Origin of the sequence: Sphaerimonospora sp. CA-214678 (genome assembly GCF_050942215.1) — a bacterium.
Classification (GTDB): domain Bacteria; phylum Actinomycetota; class Actinomycetes; order Streptosporangiales; family Streptosporangiaceae; genus Sphaerimonospora.
The window spans coordinates 137254-151468 of the sequence record NZ_CP192056.1; the positions used below are offsets into that span (position 1 = coordinate 137254).

The window sequence follows — 14215 nt, forward strand, 5'->3', positions numbered from 1 at the left end:
CGGCGACGCGAAGGGATGGGAGCGCGTGTCCATCATGCCGTCGGTACGGAAGTTCCTGCACGACGTCCGGGGACGTGCGCTGCCCCGGGGGCATGGGGTTGCCGGTATCGGGTGTCCGCCGACGTCCGAGTCCGGTTCTCCGGTGGAGGCCGCCGATCGCCTGGCCGATCCGCGTGAGCCGCTGGCACTGCTCCGCAGGGAGCTGGGCACGGGGCCCGGGGGGCTGTCGGAGCGGGAGGCGGATCGGCGGCTCACCGTCTACGGCCCCAACCAGGTGCGGCGGCCGGCGGAGACGACGCTGGCGGATCAACTGGTGCGCCAGCTGGCCCACCCGCTGGCGCTGCTGCTGTGGGCGGCCGGGGCGCTGGCGTTCGTGGCGGGGATACCGGTGCTGGCGTGGGCGATCCTGGCGGTGATCCTGGTGAACGCCGCGTTCGCGTTGCTGCAGGAGCACCAGGCCGAGCGGGCGGTCGAGGCGCTCGCGGCCTACCTGCCGGAACGCGTCCATGTCATCCGCGACGGCCTGCCCCAGGTGGTGGAGGCGGCTCGGCTGGTGCCCGGCGACCTGCTGGTGCTGTGCGAGGGCGACAAGGTGCCCGCCGACGCCCGGCTGACCGAGGGCGCGCTGGAGATCGACCTGTCGATGCTGACCGGCGAGTCGGCCCCGGTGGAACGGATCGCGGGCCCGGCCGACACACAGGCCGCCCTGCTGCGCGAGCCGCATCTGGTGTTCAGCGGCACGACCTGTGTCGGCGGGCAGGCGCAGGCGATCGTGTTCGCCACCGGCACGCAGACCGAGCTCGGCCGGATCGCGGCGCTCAGCCACCGCAGACGCCGGACTTCCAGCCCGCTGGAGACCCAGGTCAAGAGGGTCGCCTGGCTGATCGCCGCGGTCGCCACCGGGATCGGAGCGGTGTTCCTGCTCGTGGGCGTCCTGGTCGGGTTGTCCCCGACCGACGCGCTGATGTTCGCGATCGGGCTGCTGGTCGCCAACGTCCCCGAGGGCCTGCTGCCGACCATCACCCTGGCGCTCGCGGCCGGGGTGCGGGTGATGGCCCGTCGGGGAGCGGTCGTGAAGCGGCTCAGCGCGGTCGAGACACTGGGATCCACGAACGTGATCTGCACCGACAAGACCGGCACGCTCACCCGCAACAGGATGCGGCTGCAGGCGATCTGGACGGCCGACGAGGGCGTCGTTCCGGTCTCCCCCGACAGGCCGATGCCGGCCGGACTGGCCCGTGCGGCTATCGCGTGCACCATGGTCGCCTACGACCACGACGGCGCGCTGCACGGAGATCCGACCGAGATCGCGCTGGTCGATGGCGCGGCCGGGCCGCGCCCGATGGCGGACGTCGCGGACATGCTGGCGGACCGGGACGCGCGGCGGCGTGCCGTGTTCCATTTCGACCCCCGGCTGCGGCTGATGTCGACCGTCACCCGCCCCCGGGACGGCGACGACCGGCTGATCATCGACGTCAAGGGAGCGCCGGAGGCGGTGCTGGACCGCGCCGTGCTCACGGGGGCGGACCGCGCCGCCGCGCACACCGCCGCCGGCGAGCTCGCCCGCCGTGGGCTGCGGGTCCTGGCGATCGCCACTCGACGGCTGCCCGCCTCCGCCGCGGTGCCCAGACGACGCGACGAGGCCGAGGCCGACCTGCTGCTGATCGGCCTGGTGGGCCTGTACGACCCGCCGCGCCCGCAGGTGGCCGGCGCGGTCCGGCGGTGCCATGAGGCCGGGCTCCGGGTACACATCGTGACCGGCGACAACGGGGCCACCGCCGCCGCGGTCGCCGGGGAGGTCGGCATCGGGGTGCCGCGGCTGCGGGTGGTCGGCGAGGCGGAACGGCTCACCGACCGCGAGCTCGACGAGCTGCTGGACGACGATGCCGAGATCGTGTTCGCACGCTCGGCCCCCGAGACCAAACTGAAGATCGCCGAGGCGCTGCGCGCCCGGGGCCGGATCGTGGCCATGACCGGTGACGGGGCCAACGACGCGCCCGCCCTGCATCAGGCCCACATCGGGGTGGCGATGGGCCGGTCGGGCACCGACGTGGCCCGCGAGGCCGCCGCCATGGTCCTCACCGACGACGACTTCGCCACGATCGTCACCGCGATCGAGTCCGGCCGCCAGGTCTACGACAATGTGCGCAAGTTCATCCTCTACATCTTCGCCCACGCCGTCCCGGAGATCGTCCCGTTCCTGGTCTTCGCGCTGAGCGGCGGACTCGTGCCGCTGCCGCTGACCGTGCTGCAGATCCTGGCGATCGATCTGGGCACCGAGACCCTGCCCGCCCTCGCACTGGGCCGCGAGCCCGCGGAACCCGGCCTCATGTCCCGCCCGCCCCGGCCCTCCTCCCAGGGCGTCATCACCCGCGACATGCTGATCCGGGCCTGGGGCTACCTCGGCCTGATCTCCGCCGCACTGGTGATGATCGCGTTCTTCTACGTCCTGTGGCGGACCGGCTGGCGCCCCGGCGTCCCGACGGGACCCGGCGCGCCGCTCCACCACGCCTACCTGACCGCGACCACGGCCACGTTCGCCGGACTGGTCACCTGTCAGGTCGGCACCGCGATGGCCGCCCGGACCGACCACGCCTCCCTGTGGCGGATCGGCCTGACGTCCAACCCGCTGCTGCTGGCCGGCATCGCCTTCGAGCTGGCCTTCACCGCCGCGCTGGTCTATCTGCCGCCGCTGCAGGATCTGTTCGGCACCGCAGCCCTGCCCGTCGACGTCATAGCCCTGATCGCCGTCTTTCCCGTCGTGGTCTGGGGCGCCGACGAACTCCGCCGCCGGGCGCGACGCCGCGGACACTCCGCCGGGCGAACCTCCCCGCGTGCGCTCGCCTGAACAGCCGGCCCGAAAAGGCGCCGATCGCACCCGGGCCCGGCGACGCCGACTGCGACGGGTCATTCTTGACGGGTGCGGCCGTCTCGGGTCTAATGGCGGACTGTGTCGCGTGCAGCCGGACAGGTGGACGTCGGGGGCATGGAGACACCCTTACCTCCAGGGAGCCGCATCGTGAGTCCACACGTCACGCGCCCCGTCTGACGCCGCCGTAGGCCGCGTGGCCGTCTCCGCCACGCTCTCGCCTTCGTCGCCGCTTTCCGCCGACGCTCATGCGTCCCCGGGTGCGTCTCCCTGAATGCAGCCGCCGCCTCTGCGGGTTTCCGTACGACCCCGTGCGCTTCGCCTTCGGCCGGGCCCGGGCCGTACGCCGTGTGCGGCGGATCGGCGCGTCCCGTCTCGAAGAGATTCGGCAGACCCGTCGAACAGGCCTCGGCATCTGCCGCCAGTGCCACGAGATCCGCCGCCAGTGCCACGAGGAGTGTCCGCTTGTCCCAGCACCAGAACCAGACTCAGGCCCAGACTCAGAACCAGGACCAGGACCGGCATCGAGACCAGACCGAGGCCCATGACCACGGCCCGTATGCGCGGCCCGAACCGTACATCAGCGAGTTCAACCGGCCGATCGTCGAGGAGTTCCGCGCCAACGGCGGGCGCGTCGGCGGCCCTTTCGAAGGAGGTGACCTGCTGCTGCTGACGACGGTGGGGGCGAAGTCGGGCAGAGAGCAGACGTCTCCACTGGGTTACGTCCGGGTCGGCGACCGGCTGCTCGTCGTCGCCTCGGCGGGTGGTTCACCCCGCCACCCCGCCTGGTATCACAACCTGCTCAGGCATCCCATGGTGCAGGTCGAGATCGGCAGCGAGACCTTCGGCGCGGTCGCGGTCCCGGCGGAGGGCGCCGAGCGCGACCGGCTGTTCGAGGAGATCGTGCGGGTGGCGCCCGGCTACGGGGACTACCAGGCCCGGGTCGAGCGACGGCTGCCGGTGGTGGCGCTCGAGCGCTCCTTCGCCGAAGCCGGTCCCGGTGAGATCACCAACCTCGCCGACAAGCTCGTCGAGATCCACCGATGGCTGCGTGACCAGCTTCGCCGGGTCAGGGCCGAGGCGGCTGCGCACTTCGCGGCGCGAGCCGCCGCCGGTACGGGCGCCGAGGCGGCCGGTCCCCCGCGTGTGGGGCTCGGCCTGCAGCTCAGACAGCACTGTCTGGCCTTCTGCGAGTCCCTTCAGTTCCACCACATGGGGGAGGACGCACAGATGCTGCCCGAGATGGAGCGGCGGCATCCGCATCTGCGCGAGACGATCGCACGGCTGCGCGCCGAGCATCGCACCGTGGACAGGATCCGGGGCGAACTCGAGCGGCTGCTGGCGGACATCGCCTCCGCCGATCCCGACCGGTTCCGTGCCGAGCTGGACCGGATGGCCGGCGAACTGGAGGCGCACCTGGACTTCGAGGAGGAGTCGCTCATCCCCGTCCTCGCGGACATTCCCTTCCCGCCGGGGCCGCCCGCGGCCTGAGCCGCGACCGGCCCGGGGGAGCCCGGGTGGTGGAGGTGGGACCGTGCGGGAGGGGACCGCGGGAAACGCCGCCTGTCCCCTCCCGACGCGCCTGCGGAGGGCCGGGGTTCAGGTCGGCTGGGTCGTGCCGCGGCGATCGATGCCGGCCGAGATCAGCGGGTGGAGGGCGGTCTGGGCGAGACGGGCGGCGAGTGAGGCCGTGATGCCGTGCAGGGTGACCACGACGAGCACGCCGATGACCGCCCCGGTGAGCAGACCGGCCACCACGTCCGCCGGATAGTGCACCCCCGCGTAGACACGACCGAACGCCACCAGCAGGGCGAGCACGGCGGCAAGCGCGCCCAGCTTGCGATCCAGGAGAAACAGCCCGGCGGCGAACGCGCCCGCGATCACGCTGTGGTCGCTGGGCATCGAGAAGTCATGTCCGCAGTGGAGCAGCACCAACGCATGGTGGATCGCGTTGCACGGGCGGATCCGGGAGAAGATCGGTGAGATCAACTCCTGGTTCACCTCGAGGGCCAGCACCGCGGCGAGACCGGTGAGCGCGGCCGTCGCGACCGCGCCCGGCGGATGGAGACACCGACGGGCCCGCCACCAGCCGACGAGCAGGAGCAGCGCGAGCGCGGACAGCCCACCCCACCAGGCGTAGGCGGATACGACACCCTGCAGCCAGGGGGTGGATCGGGCGAAGCCGTTGATTTCCAGATAGATGCTCGTGTCGATGTCCATAATGATTGGGTTTCCCAGTGCCGTTCCCGGTCCTGCCCCAGCACGGTCTTCGGGTCGGTCAGGAACTCCCCGGCGCTGAACCGTCCGCTTGAGCGTTCGCCGAGCCGGGCGCGTAAACTCGCGATCAGGTGATGGGTCCCGCCGGGGCGGTGGCATGGTCCGCACGACCGTCCGCCCGCCGCCCGAACCGCCGCTGACGGCTGATGGCTCCTGACGGCACAGGTCAGGGCCTCGGTCGCCGGAAGGGAGGCGGATATGGGGGGAGGATCGATGCACGGACGTCCGCCCGGCGACCAGCCGGCGGATCCGCCGGCCGCCCCGGACATCGATCCCGGCATCGAGCTGGAAGCGGACGTACGCACCGCGTGTCCCGGCCCGGAGCCGGACCCCTCCCGGCCGCCGGAGCCTGATGCCGGGAGAGAGCCGCTCCCGGGTCGTGGGAGGGCCGCCTCTCCCCGGAGGATCTGGAGCATTCTCGCGGTGATCGCCGCAGGGGGCGGCCTGGGCAGCGTGGCCAGACATCTGGTCGGTCAGGCGTTCACCACCCGGCCGGGGGCCTTTCCGTGGGCGACGTTCCTCGTCAACGTCAGCGGCTGCTTCGCGCTCGGCTGCCTGATGGTGTTCGTCCTGAGCGTCTGGCCGCCCCGGTGGTACGTCCGGCCCTTTTTCGCTGTCGGTCTCCTTGGTGGATATACGACGTTCTCCACCTTCACCGTGGAGATCGTGGATCTCGTGACCCGCGGCGTCTGGACGTCTGCCGCCGCATACGCCGTCGGCAGCCTCATCGTCGGCCTGGTCGCCGTCTGGGCGGGCGGCGTCGTCGCCGGTGCGGTCGCGGGCCGGGCCGTACGGAATGTTCTCCACAGACGGGCGAAGTCTGTGGAGAACCCCTAGAGCATCGGTCACGTGATGTCACCGGTGTCCGGCGGCTTCGGTCGCCGTTCTGTGCGCGTCCTCGTCGGTACGGCCCTGCCCTGCGGAATGGTCCGGCGAACAGACCTCAGCCCATGGTCTTCTGGCCGTCGATCGCCTCTCGGATGATGTCGGCGTGCCCCGCGTGCTGCGCGGTCTCGGCGATGACGTGCAGCAGCACCTGACGTACCGTCCAGCTCGCCCCCGGCTCGAACCATGGCGCCTTCGGCAGCGGATGGGCGGCGTCGAGGTCCAGGGTGCGCACCAACTCGTCGGTGTGCCCGGCGACCTTCTCATACTCGGCCAGCAGACCGGCAAGGGTGTCGCCCGGCTCCATCCGGAACCCGCCGGCCCAGTCGGCGTCGTCGGCGAACATCGCCTCGGCGCCCTCGACGGCGAATCGGGCCCACTGATCCTCGACGCGGGCCACATGCTTGATCAGCCCGCCCAGGCAGAGCTCGCTGACGGTCGGTCGCTTCGTGGCCTGCTCGTCGGTGAGCCCCTGAACGGTGTAACGCAGGAAGCCCCGGTGCTTGCCGAGACTGGCGAGCAGGTCCGCCCGCTCCCTGCTGAGAGTCGCGCCGTTCGTCATCGTGTCCCCCCGTTGTTCGGTGTCATGCCGGACGCTACTGAGGCCGACCGACATTTCCGGGGAGCACGCGCGGCGGGCCCGCCACGACGGTGATCGTCCATGGACCGATCGACCGCCCGCGCGGCGGGCCCGGTGAAACGACACCGAACGACACCGGGGGAGTTCTACTTGAACCGGCGCAGCCGGAGGCTGTTGGTGACCACGAAGACGCTGGAGAACGCCATCGCGGCTCCGGCGATCATCGGGTTGAGCAGGCCGGCGGCGGCCAGCGGCAGCGCGGCCACGTTGTAGGCGAACGCCCAGAACAGGTTGCCCTTGATCGTGCGCAGCGTGCGGCGCGACAGCCGGATCGCGTCCGCCGCCACCCGCAGGTCGCCGCGGACCAGGGTGAGGTCGGCCGCCTCGATCGCGACATCGGTTCCCGTGCCCATGGCCAGGCCGAGGTCGGCCTGCGCGAGCGCCGCCGCGTCGTTGATCCCGTCGCCCACCACGGCGACCTTCCTGCCCTCGGCCTGCAGCCGCTTGACCACGTCGACCTTGCCCGCCGGCAGCACCCCGGCGATCACCTCGTCGATGCCCACCTCGGCGGCGACCGTCCTCGCCACGGCCTCGTTGTCGCCGGTGAGCAGCACCGGGGTCAGCCCCAGGCCGCGCAGCATGCCGATCGCCTCCGTGCTGGTCGGCTTCACGGTGTCGGCGACCACGATGATCGCGCGTGCCGAGCCGTCCCAGCTGACGGCGACAGCCGTACGGCCGGCCTCCTGGGCGGTCCGCAGCGCGCGCTCCAGGTCGGCGGGCAGGTGCTGGGACCACTCGGCGAGCAGGGCCGGCCGCCCGACGAGGACGGCGTGGCCGTCGACGACGCCCTGTACGCCGAGGCCCTCGACGTTGGCGAAGTCCTCCGGCGTGGGCAGGTCCCCCACCCGCCTGGCCGCGTCGCGGGCGATGGCCCTGGCGATGGGGTGCTCTGAGGCGTGCTCCAGCGCACCGGCCAGGCGCAGCACCTCCTCCTCGGCGACGCCGTCGGCGGTGACGACCTCGACCAGCCTCATCTTGCCCTCGGTCACCGTGCCGGTCTTGTCCAGCACGACGGTGTCGATCCCGTGCGTGGACTCCAGCGCCTCGGGCCCTCTGATCAGGATGCCGAGCTGAGCGCCGCGCCCCGTGCCGACCAGCAGCGCGGTGGGGGTGGCCAGACCGAGCGCGCATGGGCAGGCGATGATCAGTACGGCCACCGCCGCCGTGAAGGCCGCCCCGGCGCCGTGACCGGTGCCGAGCCAGAAGCCGAGCGTGCCGACGGCCAGCGCGATCACAATGGGCACGAACACCCCGGAGATCCGGTCGGCCAGCCGCTGCACCTGGGCCTTTCCGGTCTGGGCCTCCTCCACCAGGCGTGCCATCCGGGCCAGCTGGGTGTCGGAGCCGACGCGGGTCGCGCGGACCACCAGCCGTCCCCCGGCGTTGATCGTGGCGCCGGTCACCTGATCTCCGGGACGTACCTCCACCGGGACCGACTCGCCGGTCAGCATGGCGGCGTCGACGGCGGACGTCCCCTCCTCGACGACTCCGTCCGTGGCGATCTTCTCGCCGGGCCGTACGACGAACCGATCGCCCACCGCGAGCCGATCGGTCGGGATACGCACCTCCCGGCCGTCGCGCAGCACGGCGACGTCCTTGGCGCCCAGCTCCATCAGGGCCCGCAGCGCGGCGCCGGCCCGGCGCTTGGACCGGGCCTCGAAGTAGCGCCCGGCGAGGATGAACGCGGTGACCCCGGCCGCGGCCTCCAGGTAGATGTTGCCGGACCCGTCGGTGCGCTCGATCGTCAGCACGAACGGGTGGGTCATGCCCGGCGTGCCGGCGGTGCCGAAGAACAGCGCCCACAGCGACCAGCCCAGCGCGGCGATCGTGCCGAGCGAGACGAGCGTGTCCATGGTGGCCGCGCCGTGCCGCAGGTTGGTCCACGCGGCCCGGTGGAACGGCAGACCGGCGTAGATCACGACGGGGGCGGCGAGCGTGAGCGACAGCCACTGCCAGTTCGTGAACTGCAGCGCCGGGATCATCGCCATCGCGATCACCGGGACGGCCAGCACCACGGCGGTGATCAGCCGGTTGCGCAGCGGTCCGAACTCGTCCTCCTGGTCGGCCCCGTGCTCGGGCGGCCAGGACGCCTCGGCCGTACGGACCTCGCCGGCGCCGGTTCCGCCCGGCCCGGCCTCCCCGGACCGCGTCGCGGGCTCTGCCCGCTCCCGCCGTGTCTCAGCAGGCCCGGGAAGCGGCGTCTCCACGGGCTGGAGCCGGCGCGGCGCCGGCAGCCTGGCCCGGTAACCGGCCTTCTCCACCTCGGCGACGAGCAGCCCGGGGTCGAGGCCCTCGGGATAGCTGACCTTCGCCTTCTCGGTGGCGTAGTTGACCGTGGCGGTCACGCCCTCCAGCCTGTTGAGCTTGCGCTCGATGCGGTTGGCGCACGAGGCGCAGGTCATGCCGCCGATCGAGATCTCGACCGTGCCGCCGGGGCCGGGGGGCCTGCCATCGGTGATGGAAGTCATCGCCCCTCCTTTCTCGCGTAGTGCCCCGCGTCAGTGCCCGTGGTCGCCGGAGTCGTGGTCGCCGGACTCGTGATCGGCGGATCCGTGGTCACCGTAGTCGTGGTCGCCTGCGCCGTGATCCGCTGACCCCCGCTCGGCGCGGACGGTGAAGGCGGCCGTGTGCACGGTCCCCCCGTGCTTGAAGTCCAGGAACAGGCGGTAGTCGCCGGGGCTCGGCGCCTTCGCGTGGAAAGCGACCCGCTCGGCGGTCGAGCCGCTTCCGGTGGCCGCCGCCGTACCTTCCGGGTGCACGTGCAGGTAGGCGAGGTCACCGGCGCGCAGCGCGACCAGGTGGCCGAAGGCGCCCAGATAGGGCTGCAGGTCGGTGACGGGCCTGCCGTCTCTGCTCACCTCGAAGACGAGCGTGTCCGCTGCGCCGGAGGCGAGGGTCCCGGTCATCGTGACCGTGTAGCCGTCCACCGTGGCCGTACGGCTCGGCTTCGGCAGCGGCCGGGGCGTCTGATCGCCCGGCGCGAACAGGTCGACGCCCAGCGTGAGGCCGGTCGCGTCCTCCGGGACGAAATCGGCGAACGCCCGGTACGCTCCGGGGCGCGGCAGCGTCAGCTCGACCGACCACACTCCGTCGCCCGCCTCGTCCGGGTGCAGGTGCAGGAACTCGCCGAGATCGCGTGAGACGACGATGAGGTGCAGCTTCTTCTCGTGCTGGACCTGGTACGCGGTGAGCGGGGAGCCGTCGGGCCCGGTGACGGTGAATCGGAAGTCCACCGGCTCGCCCGGCGTGAGCACGGTGGTCTCGGGGACCAGGGTGTAGCCGTTCTGGGACACCTGCAGACCATCCGGCAGGTCGGCCGCCGTCTCCGCGTGCGTGGTGTGGGCGCCGGCGGCGTCGTGCCCCGCCGGGGACAGAGGAGCGCCGGGGGACGGGGAGGCCGCGAGGCGCCCGACGTCGGCCGCGTGCCCCGCCGGTTCTGCGACCACGTCACCGGCCGCAGCGCCGACGCCCAGGGCCGCGGCGAAGACCACGATCAGCCCGGCGCCGTAGGCGCCCAGCTTCACGAGGTTTTCGTTCATGGATTCACCACCTCGTAGCCGGCCTCCTTGACGGCGGCGACGATCGCCGCCCCGTCGGCGGAACCGTCGCTGACGACCTCCATCAGGCCGGTCTCCAGCTCGACCTTGACGTCGGTGACGCCGGGAACGGCCTCGACCTCTTCGGTCACCGAGCTGACGCAGTGGCCGCAGGTCATGCCCTTGATCGTGTAGGTGCTGGTCGCCATCTCAATTGCTCCTCTTTGTCCGGAAAATCCGATACTTAACCGAGAATATCCATTCTAACACCCTACCCCCCTAGGGTATTTTTCCGACACGCCCTGAAAGCGGCCGGTCTGCTGAACCCACCCTGTCTCGTCCGACCCTCGGGGTCTCATCCGACCCCGGGTTCGTCCTGCCCCCGGGCTCGCGGGTTCTCGCCGAACTCTACGAGCTCTCAGACTAGGTAACGCAGCCAGAGGTACGGCACCGCCGGCGCGACGGTGACCACGGTGACCACCAGGCCGTACCTGCTGAACTGCCAGAAGCTGATCCGCTTGCCGCCGCCCATCAGCGCGCCCTGGTCCTGTGCACCTTCTCACCGGCGATCAGGGTGTAAGCGGCGACGAAGACGACCGCCGCCGACCACGCGGTCAGCGTCATGCGTCCATCAGCCGGGTCATCAGGCGGTTCAGCGTGACCGCGCCGAGCAGCCGTTCGCGGTCGATGACGGCAACGATCGGGCTGCGGGTGCGCGCCATCAGCGCGGCCACCTCCAGCACCGTGGCGTCCGGCTCGGTCACGGGGAGCTCGCGCGGCTGGTCGGGCAGGGCCTGGCGTACGGTGAGGTCGCCGAGCGCGTGGACGAACTCGTCCGCGTGGGCCTCGTCGATCACTCGGGCGAGCGTGGGGTCGTCCTGGCAGTAGCGCGGTACGGCCAGCCGGAGCACCTGGGTGCCCGGGAGGATCGTGAAAGGCCTGTTCCGCTCGTCGAGCACGATCAGGCCGGGCAGATTCCGCCCGACCATGAGGCGCGCCGCCTCGATGACCGGGGAGTCCACCATCACCGTGGGGACCTGGGTGATGAGATCACGAGCGCGCATGGTTCACCTGTCCATGGCATTGAGGTCGCGCGGGTCACGTGCCGCCTCTTCGGGAACGAGGACGAACTCTTCGCCGACCAGGCTTCCCGGCACACCCCACCCCACCTTAGCGGCCATCGGAGGGCATGACGAGATGTAAACGATCGATCATAGGCGGTCGTGGCCGCCGCCCAGAAGCCGCAGCAGGCGCTCCAGGTGTGGCGGCATGTTGCGCAGCCGTACGGCCCGGCCGTAGCCCGTGGCGGAATTCCCGTGGCCGAGGCTCGGGTCGAGCAGCACGCGCAGCCCCGACAGGTCGATGAAGCGCAGATCCGCCGCGTCGACGACGATCGCGTGGTCGGAGTCGGGCACCCGGGTCAGGGCGGAGGCGAGCTCGGCGCTGTTGGACACGTCGACCTCTCCGCTCAGCGTGACCGACGTGTCCGGGGGCGACCATGTGACACGGAGATGCCGGTCGGCGTAGAGGACGATGTGTCCCTGGCCGCTGTGTTCGAGGTTTCCGCCGGCGTCGGCGGGCGGGCTGGCAGGCGGCGCCACGGATCCCTCACGCGACCGTGTCTCGCGGGGGGAGGGAGATCCCGACGGGGCGGGGAATGTCGATCCTCGTCACGAGCCCCTACCTTCCTGATGGGCAGGATCAGTAATGATGAGGGTGGGGTGGAGACAGGATGCGTGTCAATGGTCCGAAGACATGGTGTTGCGCACGTGTCCGATCACCGCGGATCGGCTGACAGGGGAATCGGTGCTCGAGGTCGGGAGGAAGGGCGAACCGGCTAGGTCGGGAACGGGTGTGAGGTCGGCGGGACGGTCTCCATCCGGGCCCTGTCGAGCGTGAAGCCCGCCCATACGGCCTTTCCCCGGGGATGGATCGGCGTCCAGCCCCACATCTCGCTGACTCCGGCGACGACCTGCAGCCCGCGGCCCGTCTCCGCCACGTAATCCGGCTCCCGCAGGAGCGGGGGAGCGTCGCTCGGGTCGGTGACCACGCAGAGCAGCGCGCGGCGGGAGCCGAACAGCAGCAGCCGGACGGGACGGGGCGGGATCAACGGCCGGCTGAGTCCGTGCCGTACGGCATTGGCCACCAGTTCGCATACCACGAGCGCGGCGTCGTCGACGATCTCCGGCATCGACCAGCTTCGCAGTATGGCGCTCGTGAAGTGCCGTGCCGTACGGGCGGCCAGGATCTCACGCTGGAACTCCTGCTGGGCGACACGCAGCCCGCCGCGCCGCTCGTCCGCCGAGGGCTGGTCCTCCGAGGAAAGCCAGGGCCATCGGGTGCCGCTGGGAAAGACCTGCTCCAGGGTGATCTGCCAGTGTTTCCAGCCGTCGCTATCGGCATCCGCGAGGGAAGCGCTGTCTGCCCGATAACCAGTCATTGAGAGCCCTATGAGGTAGCTGTCGGCCGTGTGGCTGGATGACTCAGTTAGTCATACTGCTCTCATTGGTGCTTCTGTGCAAGTACAGATGCACGTGCAGACGCACAAACTTTTCCGCCTGACCTGGCTAACAGCAAAGCGAGACGCGATGAACAAGATCGAAAACTGGCCGTCCTCCGCTACCCTCGCGGGCTCTGCGTGGCGGAAGAGCCGCCACAGCAACCCCAACGGCAACTGTGTGGAGCTCACCGTGCTGCCCAATGAGAGGGTGGCGATGCGGAACTCCCGCCACCCGGCGGGGCCAGTGCTCATTTACGGCATATCAGACATTGCGGGCTTTATCAGGTCGGTCAAAGAGGGGGAGTTCGATGACTTCCTCCGTTGATTAGGTCCCTAACCTGGGAAAATGATTGACCGCTTGCGTGACGAGGGGTTCGGAGTATCGTGAATCGCGCATCAGTAACCGGCGTGCCCGTAAGGACCTGCACATGATCGCCGCCTCGCCGGAAAGTACCCCGCTCCTCCCAGACCCCCTGCCGACGCAGCAAAGCCAGAGCCCCACCGTCCTGCGGATCATGCTGGGGGCACAACTGAGGCGCCTGCGGGAGCGCAGCCATATCACGCTCGAGGAGGCCGGACGGGAGATCCGCGCGTCCCACTCCAAGATCAGCAGGATGGAGCTCGGCCGCGTCGGCTTCCGCACCCGCGATGTCGCCGATCTCCTCACGATGTACGGCGTGCACGACGAGGGCGAGCGGGAGGCCCTGCTCTCGCTCGTCCCCCGGGCGAAGGCCCCCGGATGGTGGCACAACTACGACGACGTACTGCCGTCCTGGTTCGAGACGTACGTCGGCCTCGAGGAGGCGACCGCCGGCATCCGGAACTACGAGGTCCAGTTCGTTCCCGGGCTGCTGCAGACCGAGGAATACGCCCGGGCCGTGGTACGGCTCGGGCACACCGACGCGGCGGCCGAGGAGGTCGAGCGGCGGGTGCGGCTGCGCATGCTGCGGCAGGCGGTGCTGACGCGGCCGGAGCCCCCGCATCTGTGGGCGGTCGTCGACGAGGCGGTGGTGCGCCGCCCGCTCGGGGGCCGGGCCGTGATGCGCGCCCAGCTGGAGCGCCTGCTGGAGCTGGTCGCGCTGCCCAATGTAACGCTCCAGGTCGTGCCGTTCCTCGCGGGCGGGCTCGCGGCGGCGGGCGGCCCGTTCAGCATCCTGCGGTTCTCGGAGGCGTACCTGCCCGACGTCGTCTACCTGGAGCAGCTCACCAGTGCCGTGTACCTGGACAAGCGGGAGGACGTCGACCGCTATCTGGTGGTCATGGACCGGTTGTGCGTCGCCGCCAACTCCGTTTCCAAGACGAAGGACATGCTGCACCGGCTCACCGCCGACCTGTGACACACACGCGTGCGTGGGCGTGCCCTCGCGGATCCCGTCGCATGCGCGCCCGGAATCGTACGCCCCCCCGAGGATGTGGCGTAAGCAGTACCGGAATGTGACGCAAGCGGTACCACGAAACGCGTGTCAGGCACGATTCGGCGGTAAGTGGACCTACTGGCTAGAAAGGCG

The 14215-nt window shown here is 70.9% G+C and carries 13 protein-coding genes; 5 read left to right on the plus strand and 8 right to left on the minus strand.

The genetic code is table 11. The annotated features are described in order from the left end of the window. Window positions 1-34: 34 nt before the first annotated feature. Together ACQP1K_RS00620 and ACQP1K_RS00625 are read left to right on the plus strand one after the other, a co-directional pair. A complete protein-coding gene (locus tag ACQP1K_RS00620; protein WP_433501674.1) occupies window positions 35-2848 on the plus strand; it encodes a cation-translocating P-type ATPase in 2814 nt (937 codons plus the stop codon). Between the two features lie 600 nt (window positions 2849-3448). After that, on the plus strand, window positions 3449-4360 hold the full coding sequence (locus tag ACQP1K_RS00625; protein WP_433501675.1) for a nitroreductase/quinone reductase family protein: 912 nt from the start codon (window positions 3449-3451) through the stop codon (window positions 4358-4360). A 108-nt stretch (window positions 4361-4468) separates the two neighbouring features. Here ACQP1K_RS00625 and ACQP1K_RS00630 read toward each other — a convergent pair whose 3' ends face one another. Continuing rightward, window positions 4469-5089: a phosphatase PAP2 family protein gene (locus ACQP1K_RS00630; RefSeq protein WP_433498903.1), complete on the minus strand. Its 621-nt coding sequence runs from the start codon at window positions 5087-5089 to the stop codon at window positions 4469-4471. A gap of 270 nt (window positions 5090-5359) precedes the next feature. On the opposite strand from ACQP1K_RS00630, the gene crcB reads away from it, so the two are divergent. Next, window positions 5360-5983, plus strand: coding sequence for a fluoride efflux transporter CrcB (gene crcB / locus ACQP1K_RS00635; RefSeq protein WP_433498904.1), 624 nt, complete (start codon window positions 5360-5362; stop codon window positions 5981-5983). Window positions 5984-6089: 106 nt separating this feature from the next. Here the strand turns inward: crcB and ACQP1K_RS00640 are convergent, their stop codons facing one another. The 7 genes from ACQP1K_RS00640 to ACQP1K_RS00670 form a co-directional block, all read right to left on the minus strand. Next, a complete protein-coding gene (locus ACQP1K_RS00640; RefSeq protein WP_433498905.1) occupies window positions 6090-6593 on the minus strand; it encodes a DinB family protein in 504 nt (167 codons plus the stop codon). Window positions 6594-6757: 164 nt separating this feature from the next. After that, window positions 6758-9139 (minus strand): heavy metal translocating P-type ATPase, encoded by a 2382-nt coding sequence (locus tag ACQP1K_RS00645; protein ID WP_433498906.1) that lies wholly within the window; start codon window positions 9137-9139, stop codon window positions 6758-6760. A gap of 30 nt (window positions 9140-9169) precedes the next feature. Then, the gene (locus ACQP1K_RS00650; RefSeq protein WP_433498907.1) at window positions 9170-10210 is read right to left on the minus strand and encodes a hypothetical protein; all 1041 of its coding nucleotides are present in this window, start codon (window positions 10208-10210) and stop codon (window positions 9170-9172) included. After that, entirely contained in the window at window positions 10207-10416 is a 210-nt protein-coding gene (locus ACQP1K_RS00655) for a heavy-metal-associated domain-containing protein (RefSeq protein ID WP_433498908.1), read from the minus strand. Before ACQP1K_RS00655 ends, ACQP1K_RS00650 begins: the two co-directional genes overlap by 4 nt. 411 nt (window positions 10417-10827) lie before the next feature. Then, window positions 10828-11271 (minus strand): CBS domain-containing protein, encoded by a 444-nt coding sequence (locus tag ACQP1K_RS00660; RefSeq protein WP_433498909.1) that lies wholly within the window; start codon window positions 11269-11271, stop codon window positions 10828-10830. 147 nt (window positions 11272-11418) lie between these two features. Next, complete coding sequence (locus ACQP1K_RS00665) at window positions 11419-11808, minus strand: STAS domain-containing protein (RefSeq protein WP_433498910.1); 390 nt, start codon at window positions 11806-11808, stop codon at window positions 11419-11421. A 236-nt stretch (window positions 11809-12044) separates the two neighbouring features. Beyond that, window positions 12045-12647, minus strand: coding sequence for an ATP-binding protein (locus ACQP1K_RS00670; RefSeq protein ID WP_433498911.1), 603 nt, complete (start codon window positions 12645-12647; stop codon window positions 12045-12047). Between the two features lie 148 nt (window positions 12648-12795). On the opposite strand from ACQP1K_RS00670, the gene ACQP1K_RS00675 reads away from it, so the two are divergent. Continuing rightward, window positions 12796-13032, plus strand: a complete 237-nt coding sequence (locus tag ACQP1K_RS00675) for a DUF397 domain-containing protein (protein WP_433498912.1) — start codon at window positions 12796-12798, stop codon at window positions 13030-13032. 103 nt (window positions 13033-13135) lie between these two features. Beyond that, window positions 13136-14044 carry a helix-turn-helix domain-containing protein gene (locus ACQP1K_RS00680; protein WP_433498913.1) on the plus strand — a complete coding sequence of 303 codons (909 nt, stop codon included), beginning with the start codon at window positions 13136-13138 and terminating at the stop codon, window positions 14042-14044. Window positions 14045-14215: the final 171 nt, after the last annotated feature.

Coding starts and splice junctions, on each gene's coding strand:
- ACQP1K_RS00620 (WP_433501674.1), top strand. CDS start 35: ATGCCGTCGGTACGGAAGTTCCTGCACGACGTCCGGGGACGTGCGCTG.
- ACQP1K_RS00630 (WP_433498903.1), bottom strand. CDS start 5,089: ATGGACATCGACACGAGCATCTATCTGGAAATCAACGGCTTCGCCCGA.
- crcB (WP_433498904.1), top strand. CDS start 5,360: ATGCACGGACGTCCGCCCGGCGACCAGCCGGCGGATCCGCCGGCCGCC.
- ACQP1K_RS00640 (WP_433498905.1), bottom strand. CDS start 6,593: ATGACGAACGGCGCGACTCTCAGCAGGGAGCGGGCGGACCTGCTCGCC.
- ACQP1K_RS00645 (WP_433498906.1), bottom strand. CDS start 9,139: ATGACTTCCATCACCGATGGCAGGCCCCCCGGCCCCGGCGGCACGGTC.
- ACQP1K_RS00650 (WP_433498907.1), bottom strand. CDS start 10,210: ATGAACGAAAACCTCGTGAAGCTGGGCGCCTACGGCGCCGGGCTGATC.
- ACQP1K_RS00655 (WP_433498908.1), bottom strand. CDS start 10,416: ATGGCGACCAGCACCTACACGATCAAGGGCATGACCTGCGGCCACTGC.
- ACQP1K_RS00660 (WP_433498909.1), bottom strand. CDS start 11,271: ATGCGCGCTCGTGATCTCATCACCCAGGTCCCCACGGTGATGGTGGAC.
- ACQP1K_RS00670 (WP_433498911.1), bottom strand. CDS start 12,647: ATGACTGGTTATCGGGCAGACAGCGCTTCCCTCGCGGATGCCGATAGC.
- ACQP1K_RS00675 (WP_433498912.1), top strand. CDS start 12,796: ATGAACAAGATCGAAAACTGGCCGTCCTCCGCTACCCTCGCGGGCTCT.
- ACQP1K_RS00680 (WP_433498913.1), top strand. CDS start 13,136: ATGATCGCCGCCTCGCCGGAAAGTACCCCGCTCCTCCCAGACCCCCTG.